At 67.5% G+C, this 24513-nt stretch carries 23 protein-coding genes; 8 read left to right on the plus strand and 15 right to left on the minus strand.

The features are described 5' to 3' along the window. Nucleotides 1-21: 21 nt before the first annotated feature. Together ORK51_RS09585 and ORK51_RS09590 are read right to left on the minus strand one after the other, a co-directional pair. Nucleotides 22-399 (minus strand): EF-hand domain-containing protein, encoded by a 378-nt coding sequence (locus ORK51_RS09585; RefSeq protein ID WP_070426324.1) that lies wholly within the window; start codon nt 397-399, stop codon nt 22-24. 3 nt (nt 400-402) lie between these two features. After that, entirely contained in the window at nt 403-1605 is a 1203-nt protein-coding gene (locus tag ORK51_RS09590) for a DesA family fatty acid desaturase (protein ID WP_070426323.1), read from the minus strand. 150 nt (nt 1606-1755) lie between these two features. On the opposite strand from ORK51_RS09590, the gene ORK51_RS09595 reads away from it, so the two are divergent. Next, on the plus strand, nt 1756-2586 hold the full coding sequence (locus ORK51_RS09595) for an ABC transporter ATP-binding protein (RefSeq protein ID WP_070426322.1): 831 nt from the start codon (nt 1756-1758) through the stop codon (nt 2584-2586). A gap of 127 nt (nt 2587-2713) precedes the next feature. Continuing rightward, a complete protein-coding gene (locus tag ORK51_RS09600; RefSeq protein WP_070426321.1) occupies nt 2714-3562 on the plus strand; it encodes an acid phosphatase in 849 nt (282 codons plus the stop codon). 34 nt (nt 3563-3596) lie between these two features. Here ORK51_RS09600 and ORK51_RS09605 read toward each other — a convergent pair whose 3' ends face one another. Both ORK51_RS09605 and ORK51_RS09610 read right to left on the minus strand, forming a co-directional pair. Next, nucleotides 3597-4184 carry a hypothetical protein gene (locus ORK51_RS09605; protein ID WP_266084802.1) on the minus strand — a complete coding sequence of 196 codons (588 nt, stop codon included), beginning with the start codon at nt 4182-4184 and terminating at the stop codon, nt 3597-3599. Further along, nucleotides 4184-6451, minus strand: coding sequence for a TonB-dependent receptor (locus ORK51_RS09610; protein ID WP_019184102.1), 2268 nt, complete (start codon nt 6449-6451; stop codon nt 4184-4186). Before ORK51_RS09610 ends, ORK51_RS09605 begins: the two co-directional genes overlap by 1 nt. A 240-nt stretch (nt 6452-6691) precedes the next feature. Between ORK51_RS09610 and ORK51_RS09615 the strand changes: the two genes are divergently transcribed. Further along, nucleotides 6692-7690: a patatin-like phospholipase family protein gene (locus ORK51_RS09615; protein WP_019184101.1), complete on the plus strand. Its 999-nt coding sequence runs from the start codon at nt 6692-6694 to the stop codon at nt 7688-7690. Nucleotides 7691-7815: 125 nt separating this feature from the next. Here the strand turns inward: ORK51_RS09615 and ORK51_RS09620 are convergent, their stop codons facing one another. Continuing rightward, entirely contained in the window at nt 7816-8298 is a 483-nt protein-coding gene (locus ORK51_RS09620) for an Lrp/AsnC family transcriptional regulator (RefSeq protein ID WP_019184100.1), read from the minus strand. 127 nt (nt 8299-8425) lie between these two features. Between ORK51_RS09620 and phhA the strand changes: the two genes are divergently transcribed. Together phhA and ORK51_RS09630 are read left to right on the plus strand one after the other, a co-directional pair. Then, entirely contained in the window at nt 8426-9322 is an 897-nt protein-coding gene (gene phhA / locus ORK51_RS09625; RefSeq protein ID WP_070426318.1) for a phenylalanine 4-monooxygenase, read from the plus strand. 31 nt (nt 9323-9353) lie between these two features. Further along, the gene (locus ORK51_RS09630; RefSeq protein WP_070426317.1) at nt 9354-10004 is read left to right on the plus strand and encodes a DMP19 family protein; all 651 of its coding nucleotides are present in this window, start codon (nt 9354-9356) and stop codon (nt 10002-10004) included. Nucleotides 10005-10083: 79 nt separating this feature from the next. Here ORK51_RS09630 and ORK51_RS09635 read toward each other — a convergent pair whose 3' ends face one another. From ORK51_RS09635 to ORK51_RS09680, 10 genes are all read right to left on the minus strand, one after another. Then, nucleotides 10084-11187 carry a GDSL-type esterase/lipase family protein gene (locus tag ORK51_RS09635; RefSeq protein ID WP_070426316.1) on the minus strand — a complete coding sequence of 368 codons (1104 nt, stop codon included), beginning with the start codon at nt 11185-11187 and terminating at the stop codon, nt 10084-10086. 178 nt (nt 11188-11365) lie between these two features. Continuing rightward, complete coding sequence (gene kduD, locus ORK51_RS09640; RefSeq protein ID WP_070426315.1) at nt 11366-12121, minus strand: 2-dehydro-3-deoxy-D-gluconate 5-dehydrogenase KduD; 756 nt, start codon at nt 12119-12121, stop codon at nt 11366-11368. 66 nt (nt 12122-12187) lie between these two features. Then, nucleotides 12188-13036: a 5-dehydro-4-deoxy-D-glucuronate isomerase gene (gene kduI, locus ORK51_RS09645; protein ID WP_070426314.1), complete on the minus strand. Its 849-nt coding sequence runs from the start codon at nt 13034-13036 to the stop codon at nt 12188-12190. Nucleotides 13037-13255: 219 nt separating this feature from the next. Further along, nucleotides 13256-14314 carry a LacI family DNA-binding transcriptional regulator gene (locus tag ORK51_RS09650; protein ID WP_046274231.1) on the minus strand — a complete coding sequence of 353 codons (1059 nt, stop codon included), beginning with the start codon at nt 14312-14314 and terminating at the stop codon, nt 13256-13258. A gap of 43 nt (nt 14315-14357) precedes the next feature. Beyond that, nucleotides 14358-15938, minus strand: a complete 1581-nt coding sequence (locus ORK51_RS09655) for a family 43 glycosylhydrolase (protein WP_070426313.1) — start codon at nt 15936-15938, stop codon at nt 14358-14360. 38 nt (nt 15939-15976) lie between these two features. Further along, nucleotides 15977-17134, minus strand: a complete 1158-nt coding sequence (pelA, locus tag ORK51_RS09660; protein ID WP_070426312.1) for a pectate lyase — start codon at nt 17132-17134, stop codon at nt 15977-15979. Beyond that, nucleotides 17107-18390, minus strand: coding sequence for a TRAP transporter large permease (locus ORK51_RS09665; protein ID WP_019184091.1), 1284 nt, complete (start codon nt 18388-18390; stop codon nt 17107-17109). The genes pelA and ORK51_RS09665 overlap by 28 nt, the downstream gene beginning before the upstream one ends. 3 nt (nt 18391-18393) lie before the next feature. Further along, a complete protein-coding gene (locus tag ORK51_RS09670) occupies nt 18394-18924 on the minus strand; it encodes a TRAP transporter small permease (RefSeq protein ID WP_019184090.1) in 531 nt (176 codons plus the stop codon). A gap of 12 nt (nt 18925-18936) precedes the next feature. Further along, entirely contained in the window at nt 18937-19941 is a 1005-nt protein-coding gene (locus ORK51_RS09675) for a TRAP transporter substrate-binding protein (RefSeq protein WP_026069922.1), read from the minus strand. A gap of 37 nt (nt 19942-19978) precedes the next feature. Continuing rightward, the gene (locus ORK51_RS09680; protein WP_083279831.1) at nt 19979-20800 is read right to left on the minus strand and encodes a 2-keto-4-pentenoate hydratase; all 822 of its coding nucleotides are present in this window, start codon (nt 20798-20800) and stop codon (nt 19979-19981) included. 151 nt (nt 20801-20951) lie between these two features. On the opposite strand from ORK51_RS09680, the gene ORK51_RS09685 reads away from it, so the two are divergent. The 3 genes from ORK51_RS09685 to ORK51_RS09695 are packed head-to-tail and all read left to right on the plus strand — an operon-like array spanning nt 20952 to nt 24422. Then, entirely contained in the window at nt 20952-21944 is a 993-nt protein-coding gene (locus ORK51_RS09685) for an alpha/beta hydrolase (RefSeq protein ID WP_070426311.1), read from the plus strand. Beyond that, nucleotides 21937-23559, plus strand: coding sequence for a carboxylesterase/lipase family protein (locus tag ORK51_RS09690; RefSeq protein ID WP_070426310.1), 1623 nt, complete (start codon nt 21937-21939; stop codon nt 23557-23559). The genes ORK51_RS09685 and ORK51_RS09690 overlap by 8 nt, the downstream gene beginning before the upstream one ends. Beyond that, nucleotides 23559-24422, plus strand: coding sequence for a rhamnogalacturonan acetylesterase (locus ORK51_RS09695; protein ID WP_070426309.1), 864 nt, complete (start codon nt 23559-23561; stop codon nt 24420-24422). The genes ORK51_RS09690 and ORK51_RS09695 overlap by 1 nt, the downstream gene beginning before the upstream one ends. The last annotated feature ends 91 nt before the right edge of the window (nt 24423-24513 follow it).

The following is a 24513-nucleotide window of genomic DNA, read 5'->3' on the forward strand; positions in this document are numbered from 1 at the left end:
CCGCTACGGTCCGAGTGACGCTCAGCGCGGCGGCGCAGCCAACTCGCGCGCACTCAAATACCCGTCGCCATTGGCATCCTGTTTGTGGAAGCGCTGGATCAGGGTCTGCCGCTGCTGTTCGCGGGTGATCGGGGCGCCCTTGCCGCCGGGCAGTTCATCGGCACGGAGCACGCCATCGCCGTTGCGGTCCATGTGATCGAAGGCGTACAGCAGCCACTGCACGTATTCCTCCACGCTGACCCGTCCGTCGCCGTCGGTGTCCATGCGCTGCAGGTAGCTGCCGGTATCGGTGACCTGCGCCTGTGCCGTCGCGCCCAGCACGCCAACGGCCAGGCCCAGACACGCAAAACGCCGCACAAGGCGGCGTTTTGCGGAGACGTTCCCGGTCGGGAGGCGCATCGATCAGTTCGCCGTCAGTGCGTAGCCCTTCAGGCGTGCGGCGTAGTTCTGCAGCGCGGCGATGCCGCTGGCTTCGGCCTCGTGGCACCACGCCTGCAGGAGCTTCAGGCGCTCGGCGGCGTCGTTGCCACGCGCTTCCAGCAGGGCCGCCAGGCGGGCACGGTGTTCCACCAGCACGCGGATGCGCGGTCGCTGTTCGACCCACGTGCTGAGCTGGGCGCGGCAATCCGGCTTGAGCCAGCGGCCGTCGTTGACCAGGCCACGGCGCATGCGGCGCGGCAGCAGCTTGCGCAGCTTGGCGCCCGCCATCGCGGCCTCTTCGCGCAGGGCCGGCACGAACACGTTGCGCTGGTAATCGGTCATCGCCTGGAAGCGGTGCGACAGCAGGGCCTTGAGGGTTTCCGCATCCGGCACGGCGATGTTCGGGCGCACGTCCATGCTCGGTGCTACGCGCAGCACCTTGGCCAGGCGCAGGGCCTGCAGGCCGCGGATCACCGCCCAGCCGATGTCGAACTCCCAGCGGCGCATGGAGAAGCGCGCCGAACTGGGGAAGGCGTGATGGTTGTTGTGCAGCTCTTCGCCACCCACCCAGAACGCCCACGGGGTCAGGTTGGTGGAGGTATCGGCCGATTCGAAGTTGCGGTAGCCCCACCAGTGGCCCAGGCCGTTGATGACGCCGGCGGCCCAGAACGGGATCCAGGCCATCTGGATCGCCCACAAGGCCACGCCGGGCAGGCCGAACAGCACGCTGTTGATGACCAGCAGCGCGACCGGGCCGAGATTGGCGTGCGGGGTGTACAGGTGGCGCTCGATCCAGTCATCCGGGGCGCCGCGGCCGTACTGCTCGATGTCCGCACGCATCGCGCGGGCCTCGCGGTACAGCTCCACGCCGCGCCAGAACACCATGCCGATGCCCTTGGTCACCGGGCTGTGCGGGTCTTCATCGGTTTCCACCTTGGCGTGGTGCTTGCGATGGATCGCCACCCACTCCTTGGTGATCATGGAGGTGGTCAGCCAGGTCCAGAACCGGAAGAAGTGCGCGATGACCGGATGGAAATCCACCCCCCGGTGCGCCTGGCTGCGATGCAGATACAGGGTCACGGCGAAGATGGTGAGCTGCGTGAATACCAGCAGCACCAGCGCCATGCCCCACCAGCCAAGGCCGACGACGCCGCCGGTCAGGAAGTTGAGGAGCGTATCGAGCATCGCAGAACTCCGGGCCGCAGTCGGCCAGCAAGGAAACGGGTACACCTTCGGACATGATGGGGCCTGACGTTGCAAACTTCATCCCTTCGATGCCATTTTTGCGCAGTCATTCAGTTCCTCCCTTACCTTCGTGAGCATGCCCCCGCATTCATGACAGTCGCAGCCTCGCCGGTGGTGCCGGCCTCCTCCGTCCCCCTGATCGAGCTCGACCGCGCCTGTGTCATCCGCGGGCAGGTCCGGGTCCTGCACGATCTCAGCCTGCGCATCGAACAGGGCCAGCACACCGCCCTGCTGGGCCCCAATGGCTGCGGCAAGTCGTCCTTCATCAAGCTCATCACCCGCGAGCTTTACCCGCTGGCGCATGGCGATGGCACGGTGGCGGTGCGCGTGCTCGGCCAGAACCGCTGGCAGGTGGACCGGCTGCGCTCGCAGCTGGGCATCGTCACCGGCGACCTGAGCAGCAACCTCTCGGACATGCCCGGGCTGACCGTGGAAGAGGCGGTGCTGACCGGCTTCTTCGCCAGCTTCGTGGTGCCGGCCTTCCGCGAAGTGACCCCGGAGATGCGCGAACGCGCGCGTGAAACCCTGGCCATGACCGGCGCCCTGCCCCTGCTGCAGCGTGGCTATGCCGAGCTGTCGGCCGGCGAGACCCGGCGCGTGCTGATCGCCCGGGCGCTGGTGAACCGGCCGCAGGCCCTGCTGCTGGATGAGCCCTCCACCGGGCTGGACCTGATCGCCCGCGAGCAGTTGATCGCCACCATGCGCGAGCTCGCCCGCCAGGGCATCACGCTGGTGCTGGTGACCCACCACATCGAGGAGATCATTCCCGAGATCGAGCGGGTGGTGATGCTGCGCGGTGGCAAGATCCTCGCCGATGGCCCGCGCGCGGAACTGCTGCGGGACGGACCGTTGTCCGAGCTGTTCGGCGGCCCGATCCGCGTGGTGGATCAGGCCGGCCGGTTGAGCGCGTTCGCGGGGTGAACGCGAAAGGGGGCCCGCGGCCCCCTACTGCGGCACGGCCATGCCGGATCTGGCCGGATGCCGCCCGGCCGCTCCCGTGGCCGGATGAAGCTGCGATCATGCGGCTCCCCCTCTTCGAGACCTGCCGATGTCGTCGTTCCCGCGCTCTGCTGCCGTTCGCCCGATGCTGGTGACCGCCCTGTTCGCCGCCCTTGCCGGCTGTTCGTCAACGGCGGCACCGCGCACCACGGCGGTGGAAGCGTCGGTCACCACCAAGGCGGTCGGCTACCTGCAGGGCAGCGCCGTGCCGGACAGCTTGGCACTGGTACCGGCACCGCCGGCCGCCGGTTCGGCCGGCTTCGCGCTGGACGAACAGGTCAGCCGTGAGGCCCGTGCCCTGCGCGGCAGCCCGCGCTTCGAACAGGCCCACCGCGACGCGGAACTAGCCTTCCCCGCCGGTGCCAATCAGTTCTCCTGCGCGATCGATGTCGACGTGGATGCGGTCAAGACGCCGGCCCTGTACCGCCTGCTGGAACGCAGCCGGATCGATGCCAGCGCGGCCACCCGCACGGCGAAGAAGCACTACCAGCGCGCGCGGCCGTTCATGGTCAACAACGAACCCACCTGCTCGCCGGAAGACGAACAGGACCTGCGCGGCAATGGCTCGTATCCGTCCGGCCATACCTCGATCGGCTGGGCCTGGGCCCTGATCCTCTCGGAGATCGCCCCGGACCGCGCCGACGCGATCCAGGCACGCGGCCGCAACTACGGCGAGAGCCGCCTGGTCTGCAACGTGCATTGGCAGAGCGATATCCTCGAAGGCCGCTTCATGGGCGCTGCCGCCGTGGCACGCCTGCATGACAACGCCGCGTTCAACAGTGACCTGCTGGCGGCACGCAAGGAGATCGCCGCGGCACGCAAGGCAGGGCTGCATTCGGCGCGGGATTGTGCGGCTGAAGAAGCGGTGTTGAAGGTGCGGCCGGCGAGCGCGTTGTAAGGCGGCCTGTCACAACGCGACACCTTACTGGACGTTACTGGACGTTGCCGCGGACAGCAGGGAGACCAGGCTTTCGACGCAACGTCCCCATCTTGAGCAGCTCGATCACCAACATCAGCCCCACCGCCATCAGCACGCTGGCGGCCGGGGCCATGGTGAGGCCCTGAAGCGCCGACAACGCAAAGGGCACCGACGGCACTAGAAACATCAGCCGCAACGGTATCTGCGCGTACGCCACAAGCACGCCATATCGGCTATGGCGCAGCAGCAGTACAGCCGATGCAATCAGGCTTGCCTGCAGCATCCAGCTTGGCACCAGCATCAGCAGGGTGGCGTACCCATGGCTTTGCAGAACGGCCAGCGACCCATGAACATCATCGGCGTAGGGAGTCCGTCCGCGTTGCAGTGCCGACAAGGCGTAGAAAGCGACCTGGACCGCATCCATGGTCGCCCAGAACAGGAACGCCCATCGCCGTGTAGATCGCTTGTAGTCCGTTACGTCCATGCCTTTGATCTTACGTCGAATGCCGCGATTAGACGGCAATGCAACAAAAAACGGCGCGGATTTCTCCGCGCCGTTTTCGTTTCCACAGCGTACCCACCAACGGTGGGTACCTACCATCAGAACTTCGCGGTGAACTCCACGCCGAACGTGCGCGGTTCGTTGAGGAATCCGGTCAGGTTGTTGAAGTCGATCGCGCCGACCACGCGCACCTGGTCGGTCAGGTTGCGGCCGTACACGGCCACGTCGTACTGGCCGTAATCCCAGTTGTAGCCCAGGCGCAGGCCACCTTCCAGCGAAGAGCGGCTGCGGAACTCCGGGGACTCGTACAGGAAGAAGTTCACTTCGCTGCGGTAAGCCCAGTCGGTGTAGACATAGAACTCGCTGGCATCGTTGACCGGGAAGCCGGCGCGCAGGGTCAGGTTGTGGATCCACTTCGGCGCCTGCGGCAGCGGGTTGCCGTTGACCAGTGCGTAGGTGCCGCCATCGATGACCGTGGTCGGGTCGGTGATGGTGCAGCCGCCGCCACAGATCGCCACCGCCAGATCCTTGTCCTTGATCTCGGTGTCGTTGTAGCTGCTGCCCAGGGTCAGCAGGACGTGGTCGGTCAGGTAGGCCTCGAAGTCGAGCTCGGCGCCCTGGCCGATGGTCTTGTCCGCGTTGAGCAGGGTCGCGGTGTTGTTGCTGCCACCCACGGCGATCAGCTGCTGACCATCGACGTTGTAGCGGAACACGTTGAAGCCCAGGCGTGCGCGGCGGTCGAACAGGTCGGCCTTGATGCCGGCTTCATACGAGATCACCTTCTCCGAATCCGCCTGCGAGACGCCACCGAAGGCCAGGCGACCCTGGATCGACGGCGCGCGGAAACCCTTGGCCACACGGGCATACGCGTTGAGGTTGTCGGTGATCTGGTAGACGCCGCTCAGGTCCCAGCTGACGTCGTTGACGTCGGTCTTGGCGATGTACGGGCCGCTGACCGGCGTACCGAACGGCACGGCCTGCAGCACGCTGGCGCTGAAGTCCTTCTTGTCCTGGGTGTAGCGCACGCCACCGCGCAGCTTGAAGCGCTCGGTCACGTCGAAATCGCCGGAGGCGAAGGCCGCCCAGGCCTTGTTGCGCTGCTGCTGCACGGCGTGGCCGGTCTGCGGATTGCCCGGGGTCAGCGAGTCGTAGTTGAAGCTGTCGATGGTGACGTCTTCATCGAAGTAGAAGACGCCGGCCTGCCAGTCGAAGCGGCCCCATTCATTGGATTCCACGCGGAATTCCTGGGTCCACTGGCGGTGGTGCGGCAGGCCATCGGCCGATTCGGAGGCGAACGGGATGTTGCCCGGACCGTAGTTGCCGGCGCCCAGGAAGCTGGCACCGTAACCGCCGTCGATGTCGCCGTGGTTGAGCGATTCGGCGGTCTCGTAACCGGTGATCGAGTGCAGGGTCACGCGGCCCAGGTCCCACTTCAGGCGCGCGCTGCCGCCCCAGGTTTCCAGGTCGGAGAAGTTCTGGCCATCGGTGGAGACTTCATCGCGGTCGAAGTTCTCGACCAACTGGTTGGTGCCCGGCTTGATGATGTTGGCGCGGAACAGGCGCGCGGTGCCGTTGAGCTTGCGCTTGTGCAGGTTGAACAGCGCTTCGACATCATCGCCTTCGTACAGGAACTGCACGCGGGCAGCGGCTTCGTCATACCCCTCGAAGCCCTGCGCCGGGGCGCCCTGGCGGGTGTTGGTGACCCAGTCGTCGCGGCGCTGATACAGCGCGGAGACGCGTGCCGACCAGCGGTCGGTCAGCGGGCCGCCGTAGGCGCCCTGCGTGTTCCAGGTGTTGTAGCTGCCGTAGGCGACCTTGATGTAGCCGTCGGCATCCTGCGAGGGACGCGCCGAATCGAACTTCACCACGCCCGCCGGGGTATTACGGCCGAACAGCGTGCCCTGCGGGCCGCGCAGCACTTCCACACCGGCCAGGTCGAACAGCGGGAAGCCCTTCAGCAGCGGGCTTTCCTGCACCACATCGTCATACACCAGCGAGACCGGCTGCGAGGCATTGAGGTCGAAATCGGTGTTGCCCAGGCCGCGGATGTAGAAACGCGGGAAGGCACGGCCGTAGGACGATTCGATGTTCAGGCTGGGCACACGCGCCGACAGGAAGCGGATGTCATCGCCGGCCGAACCGAGCACGTCGAGCTTTTCACCCTGGATGGCCGAGATCGAGACCGGCACGTCCTTGGCGTTTTCGACGCGGCGTTGCGCCGTGACCTGCAGCGTATCGAGGGCGACCGGATCCTTGGTGGCGGGGGCATCCTGGGCTGCGGCCGTCAATGGCAGCAGGGCGGCAAGCGCGACAACGAGCGGGTGCACGGACGGGAAACGGCCGTGGGCAGTGCGGTTCGGGAACATGGCGTTTAGGCTGTGTTGGGAGGGGTGGTGGACCGGCGCTACCAGACAATTGTTGCAGTACAGCAACAGAGCCGCAAACAACGGCTATTCATTACCTGCTCCCGAGCCTGCGCGTTGTGACGGCGATCGCGTCCCGACATGTCCGGTCATCTCCTGAATGCCCTGCCCTGCCGCCCTGCCGGGTCCGCCAGCGCTTCGGTATGCTGGCGGCCCTCGATGCCCATTCACGTTGCCACGCCGATGACCTCACTGCGCCGTACCCGCCTGACGCTGTCCGTTGCCCTGCTCGGCCTGCTGGCCGGTTGCGGCGGTGATCCCGTGCGCCCCACCCCGCCGCCGGCGGCCGTGCCGGTGACCCCGGCCAAGCCGGTCAAGATCGGCATCGCGCTCGGCGGCGGCGCGGCCAAGGGCTTCGCCCATATCGGTGTGATCAAGATGCTGGAGGCCAACGGCTTCGAGCCGGTGGTGGTATCCGGCACCAGCGCCGGCAGCGTGGTCGGCGCGCTGTATGCCAGCGGCATGGACGCGTTCCAGATGCAGTCCAAGGCGGTGGCCCTGGATGAAGCCAGCATCCGCGACGTGCGCCTGTTCTCCGGTGGCCTGGTCCAGGGCCAGAAGCTGCAGGACTACGTCAACGCCCAGGTCGACAACCGCCCCGCCGAGAAGCTGAGCAAGCCGTTCGCCGCGGTCGCCACCCAGTTGGAAACCGGCGAGCGCACGGTGTTCGTGCGTGGCAATGTCGGCCAGGCCGTGCGCGCCTCCAGCAGCATCCCCGGCGTGTTCGAGCCGGTGAAGATCGGCAAGTACAACTACATCGACGGCGGCGTGGTCAGCCCGGTGCCGGTCGATGCGGCGCGCCAGCTCGGCGCGGACATCGTGATCGCCGTGGACATCTCCAGCAAGGCCAGCGGCAAGGCGCCGACCGGCATGCTCGGCATCGTCAACCAGTCGATCTCGATCATGGGCCAGCGCCTGGGCGAGCAGGAACTGGCACGCGCGGACGTGATCATCCGGCCCAAGGTGCTGGACATCGGCGCGGCCGACTTCGGCCAGCGCAACAACGCGATCCTGGAAGGCGAGAAGGCCGCGATGGCGGCGATGCCGCAGATCCGCGCCAAGGTGCAGCAGCTGCAGAAGGCGCGTGCCGCGGCCCTGGCCCCGCCGCCGGCCACGCCCAAGTGCGATGCGCCTTCGCGCGTGGGCCGGCTGATGGGGCGCAAGGAAAAGTGCGAGGGCTGAAACCCCGCCACCGGTAGAGCCGACCGTTGGTCGGCTGCCGTTCGAGCGACGTTGCCGCGGGGCCATGGGGTTGGGGCAGCCGACCAACGGTCGGCTCTACCTGGCGATCGCGAGGGCGATCGGCGTCATTCCAGCTGCGACAACGGCAGCGCGCGGAATTCCTTGACCGTGCGCAGCACGAAGCTGGAATTGACGTCGGCCACGCCGGCGGCATTGAGCAGCTTGTCGAGCAGGAAGCTGGAGAAGTGCTCCAGGTCGCGCACGTAGATGTGCAGCAGGTAGTCCATGTCGCCGGTGAGCGCGTGGCAGGCCACCACCTCATCCCATTCCACGACGCTGTCGGCGAACACACCAATGGCGTGCTGGTCGTGTTTCTCCAGCTGCACGCGGACGAAGGCCTGCAGGCCCAGGCCGATCTGACGCGGCTCAAGGCGGGCGCCATACCCGGCGATCACGCCCTCGCTTTCCAGCCGCTGGACCCGCCGCAGGCAGGCCGATGGAGACAGGTTGACCCGGGCGGCGAGCTCGGCGTTGGTGGCACGCCCGTGTTGCTGGATTTCCGCCAGCAAGCGCAGATCCGTGCGGTCGAACTGGGCATCTCCGGTCATTGCTGCCCCGCAACATGATGTGGACGCAATGATATTGCGCCAACAGGCCATATCCGCGCAACTTTGCAAACCTCTTGCGCGCGCCCTGCCCTAGCATCGACAGATGACTTCCCAGGAGACCACCACGATGGAAACCGCCACCGCCCCCCGCCGCGTCGAACACCAGCAGACCGACAAGGGATACGTGCCGGTCTATACCACTGCCATCGTGGAACAGCCCTGGGACAGCTATACCGCCGACGACCACGCGACCTGGAGCACGCTGTTCCGGCGCCAACGCGAATTGCTGGTCGGCCGCGCCAGCAAGGAGTTCCTGCATGCGCAGGACGAGATGGGCATGAGCGCGCACATGATCCCGCGCTTCGACCAGCTCAATGAGGTGCTCGGCGCGGCGACCGGCTGGACCTTGGTGGGTGTGGAGGGGCTGCTGCCGGAACTGGATTTCTTCGACCATCTGGCCAACCGCCGCTTCCCGGTGACGTGGTGGATCCGCCGCCCGGACCAGATCGACTACATCGCCGAACCGGACATGTTCCATGACCTGTTCGGGCACGTGCCGCTGCTGATGAACCCGGTGTTCGCCGATTACATGGCCGCGTACGGCCGCGGCGGCGTCAAGGCGCATGCGATCGGCCCGGAGGCGCTGCAGCACCTCACCCGCCTGTACTGGTACACGGTGGAATTCGGGCTGATCAACACCGATGAGGGCCTGCGCATCTACGGCGCCGGCATCGTGTCGTCCAAGGGCGAATCGCTGTACTCGCTGGAGTCGGCCGCACCGAACCGGATCGGTTTCGATCTGGAGCGGATCATGCGCACCCGCTACCGGATCGACACCTTCCAGAAGACCTACTTCGTCATCGACAGCTTCGAGCAGTTGATGCAGGCCACCGCGCCGGACTTCACCCCGATCTATGCCGCCTTGGAGGCCAAGGAACACCTGCCGGCCGGTGAGGTGCAGGACGGCGACCGCGTATTCCAGAAGGGTACGGGCGAAGGCTGGGAAGACGGCGGCGACGTGTGAGCGCGCTGGCCGGTCCGGTATCCTGACCCGCATGACCGATGTTTTCGCTTCCCTGCGCGTGGCCACCGTCGATTTCGACGACGACTTCGTCCTGCTGGCCCTCGCCGATGGCAGGCGCACCCGGCAACCCTTACGTTGGGCACCTGCGCTGCACGAGGCCGATGCCCTGCAGCGCGCGCAGTGGGTGCTCACGCCCGATGGGCTGGGCGTGAACTGGCCGGCACTGCTTCCCGCGCGCAAGAAGGGCGTGGTCGATGTGCCGAACCAGGTGTGGGACGACCGCTACGAGGCGGCCCTGGCGCGGCTGAAATCGGCCGAATGGTCGCTGGATGCGCTGTCCGATGAGGACCAGCAGCTGGTCGCGCTGTGGCGCATGGAGGCGGACATCAACAACGGGGGCTTCATGCAGTTCCTGTGCAACTGGGGCGACCCGACCTGCCAGCTGGCGCTGCGCGCGCTGCAGGCAATGGGTGCGGTGCAGACCCACGCGATCCTGGCAGGAATGCGTGGCTTGCTGGACCGGCTGGAGGACGACCCGGAAATCAAGGAACTGACCGACCTGTACGGCGCGATGACCGATGAGGAGCAGGCCGCCCTGCACGCCTTCGACGAAGCCTATTTCGAGCGCCCGGAAGACCTGGCGCGGCTGGGGCTGCAGCACTTCGGCCCGGAGCCCTTGTAGGGCCAGGCCGAGCGTAGGCCCGGCGCTACAGCGCAACGCAGCCCGTGTAGAGCCGAGCCCGTGCTCGGCTGGGTTTCGATCACCGCGGGTACGCCAGCAGCACCACCAGATCCTCCTCGCCCACCTGCTGCAGCGCATGCGAGCTGCCGGTCCGCGTCAGCAGCGCATCCCCCGCCGCCACGTCGTACTGCTTGCCATCCAGCACGTAGCTGCCCTGCCCGCTGACGATGTAGTAGATCTCGTCCTTGTGCTGCGGGTGCAGGCCGATGCCCGCGCCCTTGTGCAGCACGCGCTTGCGCAGCACGAACGGGAGGTCCGTGTCCTCGGCGAAAAACGGATACGCCGTGGTCGGCCCCGCCCCGCCGTGCGGCCCCGGCTGGGTCACGGCGATATCGCGTTCGTGCACGACACGCGAGGGCTTCGCCGCATCACCGCCCTGCCCTGCACTGCGCACCTCGCAGTCGATATCGCGCTTCAGCGCCGAGGTGAGTTCCGGCTGCAACGCCACCCAGTCACGCATCACCAGGCACGCCACCGCCGTCGCACCGGCCACGCTGAAGTGCGTGCCGTCGGCCTTGTTCTGCTCGGGCACGAACATGAAGTACGGTTTGGCACCCTGCTCGCCCAGCCCGCGGATCCAGCGCGTGGAGCTGTCGTTGAGATCGATCAGCGCGACCTGCTCGCGTGTCGCCAGCGCTTTCACGGCTTGGGTGTACACACCGTGCGTGTCCAGCAGCGAGCCGAAGTCGTACAGCAGCCGCGCCACCGGGGTGATCAGCACCGGCGTGGCGCCCTTGTCGCGCGCCAGCTGCACGTAGCGCTTCAGGAACTGCGGGTAGGCAACGGCAGGATCGGTATAGCGCGTGGGGTCTTCGAACTTGGCGTCGTTGTGTCCGAACTGGATCAGCAGCACGTCGCCACGTTGGAGCTCGGCGGCGATCGCATCCAGGCGCTTCTCATCGATGAAGCTGCGCGTGCTGCGGCCGCCCTTGGCATGGTTGCGGACCTCCCACACGGCGGGATCGAGATAGCTCTGCAACGCCTGGCCCCAGCCGGCCTGTGGCGCGCGCTCCGGGCCGTACTCGGCGGCGGTGGAATCCCCGGCAATGAAGATGCGGTGCGGGGCGCACAGCGCGCTGGGGGCCGCGAGCAGGAACGACAGGGACAACAGCAAACGCAGCATGGTCATGCTCCTGGATGGAGAGCTGCCGGCCAGCGGCCGGCACTACCGGCGTGCATCTGGTGGAAAGCCCCCTGAGTCAGGGGGCGACCGCGAAGCGGTGGGGGTCTGGATGCAACGATTGCTCGGGGCCCACGATCTGCAGCGCAGATCGTGGGAGCGCCAGCGCATAGCGATGGTGTTACCGGGCGAGCCAACCACCATCAACCGGCAGCACTGCGCCGTTGACGTAGTCCGAAGCGCTGGAGGCCAGGAACACGGCGGTGCCGCCGAGGTCTTCCGGGGTGCCCCAGCGTGCGGCCGGGATGCGGTCGAGGATGGACTTGTTGCGGTCCTCATCGGCGCGCAGTGCGGCGGTGTTGTCCGTGGCCATGTAGCCCGGGGCGATCGCGTTGACGTTGATGCCCTTGCTGGCCCACTCGTTGGCGAGCAGGCGGGTGATGCCGGCGATGCCGCTCTTGCTGGCGGTGTACGACGGTACGCGGATACCGCCCTGGAAGGACAGCATCGAGGCGATGTTGATGATCTTGCCGCGGCCCTGGGCGATGAAATGCTTGCCGGCGGCCTGCGAGATGAAGAACGCGGACTTGATGTTGACGTTCATCACGTCATCCCAATCCTGCTCGCTGAACTCCACCGCGTCGGCGCGGCGGATCAGGCCGGCGTTGTTGACCAGGATGTCCAGGCCGCCCAGGCCTTCGATGGTTTCGCGGATGACACGCTCGACCGGCTCGATGCTGATCAGGTTCGCTTCGATCGCCAGGCAGCGACGGCCCAGCGCGGTGATCTTTTCGATGGTCTCGGTGGGCGGCGCGATGCCGGCCACGGCGACGTCGGCACCGGCCTGCGCCAATGCGACCGCGATGCCCTGGCCCAGGCCGGTGTTGCCACCGGTGACGAGGGCGACCTTGCCTTCCAGACTGAACGGATTAGCCATTGCGTATGTAGTCCTTGTCCAATGCGTAACAGACGCCGCCGGCGCGATGCCGGCGGCGCGTCGGGGTTACTTCAGCTGGCAGATGTCCAGCACGTGCATGTCGGTGTAATCCAGGTTCTCGCCACCCATCGCCCAGATGAAGGCGTAGTTGCTGGTGCCTGCGCCCATGTGGATCGACCACGGCGGCGAGACGACGGCTTCGTTGTTCTGGATGACGATGTGGCGCTGCGCGTCCGGCTCGCCCATGAAGTGGTACACGCGGTCGTTCTGGCCCAGGTCGAAGTAGAAATAGACTTCGCTGCGGCGGTCATGCAGGTGCGGCGGCATCGTGTTCCAGACGCTGCCCGGCTTGAGCACGGTCAGGCCCAGCAGCAGCTGCGAGGACTGGCAGGTGGCCGGCACGATGTACTGGTAGATGGTGCGTTCGTTGCTGGTTTCCAGCGCGCCACGGTCCAGTGCCACGGCGTCCTTGATCGACAGCGCCTTGGTCTCGAAGCGCGCATGCGCCGGGGTCGAGGCCAGGTAGAACTGCGCCGGGTTGGCCGCGTCATCGGAAGCGAACACCACCTCCGTGCTGCCCATGGCCACGTACAGGCCATCCTTCGGACCCAGCGTGAACACGGTGCCGTCCACGGTGACGGTGCCGCTGCCGGCGCCGACGTTGATCACGCCCAGCTCGCGGCGCTCCAGGAACGCGTGGCCGGCAGCCGAGGCCGGCTCGGTCTGCTTGGGCAGCGAGACCGGGCCGTTGACCGGGGCCGCACCGCCGAGCACGAAGCGCTCGTAATGGGTGTACTTCAGGGTCACCGCATCGGCGTTGAACAGACCGTCGAGCAGATACAGCTCGCGCAGGTCGTCATTGCTGGCGCCCTTGATGGCGTCGGGATGGGTGGCGTAGTGGGTCTTGCAGTACATGGCGTCTCCAGAGCAGGGGTGGGGCGATGCGTCGGCCCCGGCGCGATTTCAAGTGATTGTAGCGATTTGGTAAACCGGTGTCATTTTGCAGCGCACGATGGACCGGGGCGGGCCCGGCGTGGTGTCCATGTCAGAAAAGCCGTGCGATCGGCAACGGAGTGCACGGGCGCGTGGCGACGCGTTCATCATGAACGCGCGTCGTTGCCATCGCGGCGCGCGTCAATCCTCGGGCGGCTGGCAGGAGTCGCGCACGATCAGGTGCGGGCGCACGCTGGCGTGCTGCATCACCGCCTGGCCATCGGGCTGGATCAGCATGGCCGCGGCGGTTCGGCCGGTGTCGCGCGTGTGGCGGCGCACCGAGGTCAGCGACGGCCACAGGCGCGACGCCAGCGGGCTGTCGTCGTAGCCGATGATCGAGAGCTGGCGCGGAATGTTGATGCCCGCGCGCAGGGCGACCTTGTAGATACCGGCAGCCATTTCATCGTTGCCGGTGAAGATGGCGGTCGGGCGCTGCTTGCCCAGCAGCAGCTTTTCGGCCGCGGCCACGCCGGATTCGAAGGTATAGCCGGCCTCGACGATGCGAGCGGGGGGCAGCTCGATGCCGCGCTTGGCCAGCGCATCGATGAAGCCGGCAGTGCGTTCGTGCGCCGAGCGGTACGCGCTCGGGCCGGTCACCAGGGCGATGTCGCGGTGGCCCAGGGAAAGCAGGTAATCGGCAGCTTCGGCCGCGCCGTCGCGATCGTGGGTGACCACCATCTGCGAGGTGTCATCCAGCGGCAGCGAGGCGATCCGGGTGAAGCGGCAGCCGATCTCATCGAGCATGTCCACCAGCGCCTGGTCTTCGGAGGCACGCGGCACCAGGATCACGCCGTGCAGCTTCTGCTGCTGCACGAAGCGGCGCACCCCCTCGATGTAGCCGGGGCTGCGCGAATCGCAGGGGTGCACGACCAGTTCGAAACTGGAGCCGCGCAGCGCGTCCAGCGCGCCGTACTGCATGTCCACGATGTACTGCGCGGTCGGGTTGTCGTACACCATGCCGATCAGGAACGAGCGCCGGAACGCCAGCCCCCGGGCCAGCGGGTCCGGCGTGTAACCGACCTCGCGCATCAGCGCTTCGACCTTCTCGCGCGTGTCCTTGCGCACCAGCGGCGAGTTGTTGATGATCCGCGAAACGGTCTTCTTCGATACCCCGGACAGACGCGCGATGTCGTTGATCGTGGCGGCCTTGCCTTTGGTCAATCCGTGCGGCGACGGATCGGTTTTGCTGCGCAATGACATGTCGTTCAAACCGGGGATGAGTCAGGGGATTCTAGCGGGGAGCTCAATCAAGGGCGCGGTAGCGGAAGTTCCGGAACTGGACCTTGCCGTCACCGGCAGCATAGATCGCCGGCTTCAGGGCCAGGAACTTGCCCGCCACATTGTGATGGTAGCCGGAGACTTCCATCTGAACCGGGTACTTCTGCCAGGTTTTGCCATCGGTGCTGGAGTGGATGGTCACGATGTGGCGGTTGTTGGTCACCCGCAGCCACAGCGTGCCACCGGTGGCGCTGGGGGCCAGCCGGGTGGGGCGCTCCTCGCCGTAGCGGTGCATGATGAACTTCTCGCCGTTGCTGCCCACGCCCACGTACAGGCGGTCGCTGTAGAAGAGCAGGGCACCGCCCACCGCGCCCGGGGCAATCTCCATCTCGACCTCGAACTGGTAGGCCTTGTCGCCGGCGATGGCGGTCAGCGGCGAGCTGTCGCGCGGGGTGCTGCCCTTGCCCTGCAGCACCATGCCCTTGCCGGTGAAGCCCAGGCGCTTGTACTCGTCCTGGGCCGGGTTGAAGAACGACCACTGTGCGCCGAGGGTCTTGCCGCGGAAGTCATCGGACAACGCCATGCCGTGCTGGCCGACCGATGTGCCCGAAGGCATGGCCAGCGGCTGGCCGAGGTCGCCGCCCTTGGCCACGAACCAGCCATCGGCGGTCCATTCGATCGGCTCCAGCAGGGCCTGGCGGCCCAGCGTCCAGTACCCGTTCTCGTAGCCGTGATACATCATCCACCAGCGCCCGTCGGTGCCTTCGATCACCGTGGCGTGGCCGCGCGACCACCACGGCTCGGCGGCCGACTGGGTGCGCATGATCGGGTTGTTCGGTGCGTTCACCCACGGGCCGTGGATCGAGCGCGAGCGCGCGGTGATCACCATGTGCCCGGTGGGCGGGCCGGCGGTGCCGCCCACGGCGGTGGTCATGTAGTACCAGCCATCGCGGAAATTGATCTTCGGGCCTTCCTGCGCATAGGCCTCCACGTCCCAGCTTTCCGGGTATTTCCAGCCGTCGTAGACGTGCTTGGGCGTGCCGACCACGCTCAGGCCGTCGTCGGCCAGCTGCACATAGTCGCCGCCGCTGAGGAACAGGTAGCGCTTGCCGTCTTCGCCTACTGCATGGCCGGGATCGATGTAGCTGCCCAGGCCGATGTCGATCGGCTCGCTCCACGGACCCTTGATGCTGTCGGCCCAGACCACGAAGTTGCTGCGGGTCTCCCCGGTGCGGGCGGGGAAGTAGATGTAGTAGCGGCTGCCGTGCTTGACGATGTCCGGGGCCCAGATCGCCCCCACGTTCCTGGTGATCGCATGGCCCAGCGGCTGCCAGTTGACCAGGTCGCGCGAGTGCCAGATCGGCAGGCCGGGGTAGGCATCGAACGAGGACAGGGTGAGGTAATAGTCGTCGCCATCCTTGAGCACGGACGGGTCCGGACGGTCGCCGGCGAACACCGGGTTGAGGAAGGTACCGTTGCCCAGGTCGGCCTGGCGCTGGTTCTCGATCCCGCGCTTCCAGGCGGTGGCCGGCTCGGCGGCGTGTCCGGCGCCGGCCAGCAGCAGGCAGGCGGTGGCGAAGCTCGCCAGGGTCTTCCTCAAGTGCATCGTCTCTCTCCCTTGAACGTATCGTGGGCCGGCCGCGCTCAGCGCGCCCCGGGCCCGGCAGGACGCTGTTGCCAGCGTGGGTACTCGGTGGTGATCAGGGCCTGCGGCCAGGTGCCGTACCAGTGGTAGCCGGTGCGGCGCTCGCGCGGAATCTGATCGAAGGTGGCCACGCGTTCGCCCTCCCGGTTGGCCAGCACCACCGAACTGTCGCGCAGGTCATGGAAGCGCCCCCACAGCAGTGGGGCATCCGTATCGGCGACCAGGCGGCGATCCACCGTGGTGCGATGGAACTGGAACTGTTCCGGCGTGGTCTGGAAGGTCTCCAGCCGCCAGCCGGTCAGCGCGTGCGCCTGGAACCACGCCATGGCGGCGTTGACCGAGGCGACCACCTCCGGCGATGGATCCGGGATCGACATCAGGTAGCGGACCACGCCGACACTCTCGTCGGTGACCAGCGCCGGCAGTTCGAACTTCCGGCCCTGCGCGGGCTGCAGGGTGGTGCGGTCGTACTGACCGGCCCAGATCGTCGGCACGCCGTCCTGGCGCACCTGCAGGCGCAGCAGGCAGGCATCGCCGGCGGTCACGGCCGCGTCCACGCGGGCACGCTGATCGGCCGTGATGAAGCCGAACACCGGCTCGCGCTGCACCCGCCGCAGCGTGGTCAGCACACCGCTGGTGACATCGTCGGCGAAGGTGATATGGCCATGGTAGGAGGTGCGCGACGGCACCGAGTGCGGCCAGCCGCCACACGTTGGAATCTGCTCGGCGAGGATGAAGTCCAGGCCGCGCACGGCCGCATCGCGATAGCGGGCCTCCCCGCTGCGCGCGAAGGCCTCGGCCAGGTAGCTGACCTGGGTGTAGATGTTGCGGTTGTCGAAGCTGCCGCCGGGCGTGGCCTGGTCGGCCGATACCTGGGCCCTGGCGGCCTCGTCGAGGATCCGCTGGGGATCCTGGTTGACCGCCCAGCCACCACCGCGCCGCTGCAGCGCGACCAGGTTGTCGGCGATCTGCCGGTACTGATCGGGCCGATAGCGCGGGTAATCCGTGCCGTGGCCGCTCTGCCAATGGTTGATGCCGTCCTGGAAGCCGCGCAGCGCGATGTCCTGGCCCTGCGCCATGGCGGCGCAGGGCAGGGCGACCCACAGCAGGGCAGCCAGCCGCCGCACGCTTACGCGCGCAGCAGGGCGGGCAGCCACAGCGACATTTCCGGGAAGAAGGTGACGATCAGCAGCACACCGAGGGCAGCGAACCAGAACGGCCAGATCGAGCGCATGCTCTCACCCACGCTGATCTTGCCGATCGCGGTCCCGATGAACAGCACCGAGCCCACCGGCGGCGTCACCAGGCCCAGGCCACCGGTCAGCACCAGCACCAGGCCGAAGTGGATCGGATCGATGCCGTAGGCCTTGGCCACCGGCAGGAAGATCGGCGTGCAGATCAGGATCATCGGCGCCAGGTCCATGAAGGTGCCCAGCAGCAACAGCATGATCACGATCATCAACAGCACCATGAACTGGCTGTGCGCGAACGACTGGAGGAAATTGACCGCCGCCGACGGCACTTCCAGATAGGCCAGCAGCCAGCCGAACACCGCCGCGGTCGCGATCACGAACAGGATCACGCCGGTACTGCGCGCGGCGTGGGTGACCGTGCCGAGGAACTCGCGCCAGTCCAGCTGGCGATACAGCACCGTGGTCACCAGCAGGGCGTAGACCACGGCGATCGCCGCGCTCTCCACCGCGGTGAAGATGCCGGCGCGGATACCGATGAAGATCAGCGCGACCAGGCCCAGGCCGGGCAGGGCCGAGACCAGCCGCAGCAGCACCGCGCGCCAGCCGGGGAAGATCTCCACGCCATAGCCGCGACGACGCGCGACCACGTAGCCGGTGATCATCAGGGCGACGGTCATCAGCAGCGCCGGCACGATGCCGGCCGCGAACAGATCGGCGATCGACAGGCCACCCCCGGCCGCGGCCGAGAACAGGATCAGGTTGTGCGAGGGCGGCACCAGCAGCGCGACCAGCGCGGCGGTGATGCTGACGTTGACCGCGAAGTCACGGTCATAGCCGCGCTTGACCATCTGCGGAATCATCGTGCCGCCGACCGCCGAGACATCGGCGATGGCCGAACCGGATACACCGCCGAAGAACAGCGAGGACAGGATCGAGACCTGGCCCAGGCCGCCGCGCATGCGCCCGACCAGCGAAGACGCCAGCGAGATCAGGCGCTCGGAGATGCCGCCGCGCATCATGATTTCGCCGGCGAAGATGAACAGCGGAATGGCGATCAGCGAGGCCGAACCGGTACCGGCCGAGATCTGCTGGACCAGCACCAGCGTCGGCAGATCCAGGTACCACAGGGTGGCCAGGGCGGCAGCGGCAAGCGCGAACGCGACCGGCACACCGAGCAGCAACAGCACCGCGAACACGGTGAAAAGAATGGTGATACCCATGACTCAGCGATCTCCCTCGGCAACGGCATCGGCCGGCCGTACAGCCAGCGCCATCTGGTTCACGGCGAAGATCGCCATCAAGGCGCCACCGATCGACAGGGGCAGGTAGTTGATGCTCTGCGGCAGGTTGGCGCCGGCGGCCTTGATGTCCAGGCCGTCCATCAGCAGCACGGCCGCCCACCAGGCGATGACCACGCCCAGCACGGCCACCACCAGCGCGGCGAACACATCGACCGCGCGGCGCAGGCCCGGGCCCATGTGGGCGGCGAGCAGGAAGAAGCCGAAGTGGCGGCGGGTATGCACGCCGGTGGCCGCGCCCAGGCTCATCGCGGTGGCGAGCAGCAGCAGCGTGACCGGCTCGGTCCAGCTGGGCGAATCATTGATCACATAGCGGGCGAACACCTGCCAGCCCTGCACCACCACCAGGCCCAGCAGGGCGATGACGGCAATGTAGATCGCCACATCGGCGATGACGTTGAGCAGGCGCTGCGGCGCGGTGGGGGTGATGACGGTTTCGGAAGTCGAGTCGGACATCGCGTCGGGGCCTCAGGCGAAGTCGCGGATGCGACGGGTGAGGGCGGCCAGCTCCGGCTGCTGCAGGTATCGCTGCAGCAGCGGGTCGGCGGCCTTGCGGAAGGCCGGCATGTCGACCTCGTTGAACTTGATGCCGAAGTCGGCCACGGCTTGGCGGGCGGTGTTTTCCGAGGCATCCCACTGCTCGCGCATCACCTGCACCGACTCGCGTGCGGTCTCGATCACCAGGGTGCGGTCGGCCGGACTCAGCGCATCGAAGCTCTGGCGCGACATCAGCAGCACGTCCGGCGCGTAGGAATGATCGCTCTGCGACCAGTAGTGCGCGGCCTCGAAGTGGCGGCTGGAGTGGAAGCTGCGCATGTTGTTTTCCGCACCGTCGATCATGTGCGTTTCCATGCCCGAGAAGGTATCGCCCAGCGACATCGGGGTGGGGTTGGCACCGAGCAGGCGCATCAGCTGGATGAAGATGTCCGAAGACGCCACGCGCAGCTTCAGGCCATGCAGGTCCTTGGGTTCCACGATCGGATGCTTGGTGTTGTAGAAGCAGCGCGCGCCGGAGTCGTAGATGGCCAGGCCGACCAGATCGCGGGTTTCAAAGCCCTGCAGGACCGTATCGGCAACGCCACCATCGAGGGCGCGGCGCATGTGCGCCACCGACTCGAACACGTACGGCAGGCACAGGCCCTGGGTCAGCGGAAATGCGTTGTTGAGCGCGCCGGAGTAGACGCGGGTGATGTCGATGGCGCCGAAGCGGGCCATGTCGATCGCCTCGGACTCGCGGCCGAGCTGGCCGGAGTGGTACTGGCGCAGGCGCAGCCGGCCGCCGGTTTTTTCTTCCAGCGTCTTCCCGATCCATTTCACCGCCGTGACGGTGGGGTAGTCGGCGACGTGGACGTCGGTGGCGGTCAGCAACTGCGCACCAGCCGGTGCGGCGTTGGACGACCGCGAACAAGCCGTCAGCGCGGGCGCGGCAAGCGCGCCCAGACTGGTGGCCAGGAAACTTCTGCGAGTGAACATCTGCGCCCTCCCAAGCGTGCTCGCCATGTCCGCGCGGTTACCCGGCGGCGATGGCCTTGCAGGTAATGTCGCCGTAGCCGACGAAACGGATCAATGCTTGCTGGCCCACGGCGATGTCGTGGATGCCGGTAGCGTTGCCACTGGCGATCAGGTCGCCGGCCTTCAACGGCCGCCCACGCTGCGCCGAGCGGCCCAGGGCGAAGGCATAGGCGGTACGCAGGCCACCGGGCAGCAGGGTCGCGCCACCGGTGCCGACCACCTCGCCCTCGATGCGGGTTTCCGCACGCAGGTCGGCATCGTCCAGGCGGGTCCAGTCCGGGATTTCCGGGCCAAGCACCAGGCCATTGTTGTTGCCGAAGTCCGACACCACCACGCGCGGGCCGAGCTTGTTGATGGTCGCCAGCGGGCTGCTGGCCACTTCAACGCCGATGAAGAGCTTGGCGGCCAGGGCCTCGGCTTCTTCCGGAGTCCACTGCAGCTTGTCCGCCGGGGCGTCTTCCTGCAGCTGGATCACGTACTCGGCCTCGACCGCGCCGAAGCCCCCGACGAACACCGGAATCTCTACTGTTCCACCGGTAGCATTCCAGAGTTGACGCGAGAAGATCGGGCCCAGCAGCCGGTCGTCGCCGGAGACATCGCGGCGCTCGGCAGCGATGTAGCCCACCTTCCAGCCGACCACCTGGTCGTCCCACAGCGCGATGGCCTGGTCCTGTACCTGGTAGGCGGTGACGAGGTCTTCCGGGATGGTGCCCGGGAAATCCGGCAGGGATTGGCCGTGTTGGCGGGCGCTGACGAAGTGCCGGGCGATCTCGCCCAACCCCTGGTCGGGCAGGTCCTGTTTGCCGTGGTCGTTGCTCAAGCGGGTCTCCCGGAAAAATTGTTGCACTGCCAATCGACAGCGGTTGGATGTGCTGTATATGGTAAACCGGTGTCATTGGCAATGTGCAGCGCATCAGAACGGCTGCCGGTCAGGCACGATGCCTGTTCCCCTGCCGGAAGGACGTCCGCCGATGCGCCGCCCCCTAGTGTTGTCATTGTTGCCTTTCCTGCTGCTGGCCTGCGGCCTGGCGCGCGCGGCCGAGCATGCCGTGCCGGACACCGAGCCGGCCGCTGGCGCGGCGGACCGGATCGCGTTGTGGCCAGCGGGCGAGGTGCCGGGCGAAGCCGGCCCGGCCAGCGTGCCCAACGTGGTGGAGCGCAGCCATGATCCCGCCCTGCCGGATCGCTACATCGACAACGTCAGTGCGCCCTACCTGGTGGTGTACCGGCCACCGCGCCCGAACGGCAGCGCGCTGCTGGTGGTGCCCGGCGGCGGCTACCAGCGCATCGTGCTCGACAAGGAAGGCACTGCCCTGGTGCCGGCGTTCGTCGAGCAGGGCGGGGTGACCCTGTTCGTGCTGCGCTACCGGCTGCCCGCCGGCCGCAGTGATCGCGAGGCCGCCCTGGCCGATGCGCAGCGCGCGATGCGGGTGATCCGCGCGGATGCTTCGCGCTGGCAGATCGATCCGCAGCGCGTCGGGGTAATGGGTTTTTCGGCCGGCGGCCACGTCGCGGCACGGCTGAGCAATGGCTTCGATGCACCGGTCTATCCCCATCGCGATGCCATCGATGCGCTCAGCGCACGCCCGGATGTCGCTTTGCTGATCTACCCGGTGATCGACATGGGCGCGCACGCGCATACCGGCTCGCGTACGCGCCTGCTTGGCCCGCACCCCGATGCCGCGCTGCAGGCGCGATTCTCGATGCAGGAGCAGGTCCGCGCCGATACGCCGCCGACCTTCCTGGTGCATGCGCAGGACGACACCGTGGTCTCGGTCGACAACAGCCTGGTGTATTACCAGGCGCTGCGGCGCGCCGGCGTCGCCACCGAAATGCATCTGTTCCCGTTCGGCGGCCACGGCTTCGGCGTGCGCATCCCAGCCGGTTTGACCGCCGCGCAGTGGCCCGAGCTGGCCCTGCGCTGGATCCCCTCGCGCCACACGGAGCCCGCGCGCCATGACTGATAGCCCCGCCGATCTTCAACGGCGTCGTTTCCTGCGCGACAGCGCGCGCTATGCACTGATGCTCGGTGCTACCAGCCTGCCGCTGTTGCCGGCCTTTGCCGGGGTGCCCGGCCCGCGCCACGATGCCGCTCCGCTGGCGCGTGTACGCAGCGGGCGCCTGCGCGGGCAGCTCGAGCAGGGCGTGAATGTGTTCCGCGGCATTCCCTATGGCGCCGATACCGCGCCCCGGCGCTTCCAGCCGGCTGTGCAGGAATCGGCCTGGCGTGGCGTGCGTGATGCACTGGCGTACGGCAATGCCGCGCCGCAGGGCGGTAACGAAGGGCCGGGCAGCGAGGACTGCCTGTTTCTCAACGTGTGGACCCCGGCGCTGCGCGACGGCGGCAGGCGGCCGATCGTGTTCTATATCCATGGCGGTGCCTACAACAACGGCTCGGGCAGCGACCCGCTGTATGACGGCAGCGCGTTGTGCCGGCGTGGCGACGTGGTCGTGGTCACGGTCAACCATCGGCTCAACGTGTTCGGTTACCTGTACCTGGCGCAGTTGGGCGATGCGCGCTTCGCCGATTCGGGCAATGTCGGCCAGCTCGATCTGGTCCAGGCGCTGCAGTGGGTCCGCCAGCACGCGCCGGAGTTCGGTGGCGATGCGGGCAACATCACCGTGGTCGGCCAATCCGGTGGCGGGGCGAAGATCGCCACGCTGATGGCGATGCCGGCCGCGCGCGGCCTGTTCCAGCGCGCGTGGACGATGAGCGGGCAGCAGGTCACCGCTGCCGGCCCGCGTGCGGCCACCCAGCGCGCGCAGATCGCGATGCAGGCCGTGGGGGCGGCCGATGCCGAGGCGCTGCGCACGATGCCGATGGAAGCGCTGATGGCCGCCACCCGTGCACGCGATCCCTCGCGCGTGGAGAACAGCAGCCTGTACGTGGGCCCCGTGCTGGACGGTCGCTCGCTGCCGGTGCATCCGTTCTGGCCGGAGGCGCCGGCACAGTCCGCCGGAATCCCGATGGTGATCGGCAACACCCACGATGAAACCCGCGCGTTCCTCGGCAACGACCCGGCCAACTTCGCCCTCACCTGGGAGACGCTGCCGGCCAAGCTGGAGAAAGAGCAGTACGTGGATCTGCTGCCCTCGGTGGTGATCGCCGAGTACCGCCGCCTGTATCCGCACTACACGCCTTCGGAGGTGTTCTTCGCCGCCACCACCGCCGGTCGTTCATGGCGCGGTGCGGTGGAGGAACTGGAGGCGCGTGCACGCCAGGGCGCACCCACCTGGGCTTATCAACTCGATTGGGGCTCGCCGCTGGACGGCGGCAGGTTCGGTGCGTTCCACACCCTGGATATCCCGCTGGTGTTCGACAACATCGACCGCCCCGGCTCGCGCACCGGTGGCGGCGAGGAGGCTGCACGCGTGGCAGCCACGATGAGCGAGGCCCTGATCGCCTTCGCCCGCCGTGGCGATCCGAATCATGGCGGACTGCCACGCTGGCAGACCTATTCGCTCGCCCGCCGCGAAACGATGCTGTTCGATGCCACCTCGCAGCAGGCCGACGACCCGCGCGGTGGCGAGCGTCGTCTCTATCAGCAGGCCCCCTTCATCCAACGAGGCACATTCTGATGCGGTGTACGTCCTGGCTGCTCGGCAGCGCACTGTTCGCCCTGATGAGCGCGGCGCAGGCCGCCGTGGATCCGGCGGTGATGGACCGCCCGGCACCGACCCCGATCCGCGCCAGCAAGATCGTGCTGGTTGGCGATTCCACCACGGCCGTGCAGGGCGGCTGGGGGCCGGCGTTCTGCGCACGGCACGTGACCTCGTTCCTGACCTGCACCAACCTGGCCCGCGGCGGCCGCAGCACCTACAACTACCGTGCCGAAGGCTCGTGGGCGCTGGCCGGGGCGGAGATGCGCACGCCGGGCTATGCGCAGACCTGGGTACTGATCCAGTTCGGCCACAACGACCAGCCAGGCAAGCCGGGCCGCTCCACCGATCTGCAGCGCGAGTTTCCGGACAATCTGCGCCGCTACGTGCGCGAGGTCCGCGCCGCCGGTGCCCAGCCGGTGCTGCTGACCCCGTTGACCCGCCGCCAGTTCGCCGACGGCGTGCTGATCGATGATCTGGCCCCGTGGGCCGAGGCCGTGCGCACTGTTGCGCGGGAACTGGAGGTGCCGCTGGTCGACCTGCACGCACGCAGCCGCGCGGTGGTGCAGGCGCTGGGGCCGGTAGCCTCGATGCCGCTGGCACAGGCGGCCGCCACGCCTGCGCAGGTGGGTGCGGCGCTGGGCGGTACGACCGTGGGTGCAGCGCCCGTCGCTGGCGCACCCGTCGCGCAGAACAACGCCGCCACCGAGCCCATGGGGCAGGCCAAGGTCGCCTTTGATTACACCCATCTGGGCCCGGATGGCGCGGCGCTGTTCGCCACGCTGGTCACCGAGGAACTCGCCCGTCAGGTTCCCTCGTTGCGGCCGCTGCTGATTCCCTGATCGATAGGCAAGTCCGACTATTTCTTTCGAATGGCGGGGTATGTCGGAGATCGTGGGGCAAACGGATGTGATCCAGGTCAAACACGTTGTT

This window comes from Stenotrophomonas sp. RIT-551, assembly GCF_026241915.1.
Lineage (GTDB): Bacteria > Pseudomonadota > Gammaproteobacteria > Xanthomonadales > Xanthomonadaceae > Stenotrophomonas > Stenotrophomonas bentonitica_A.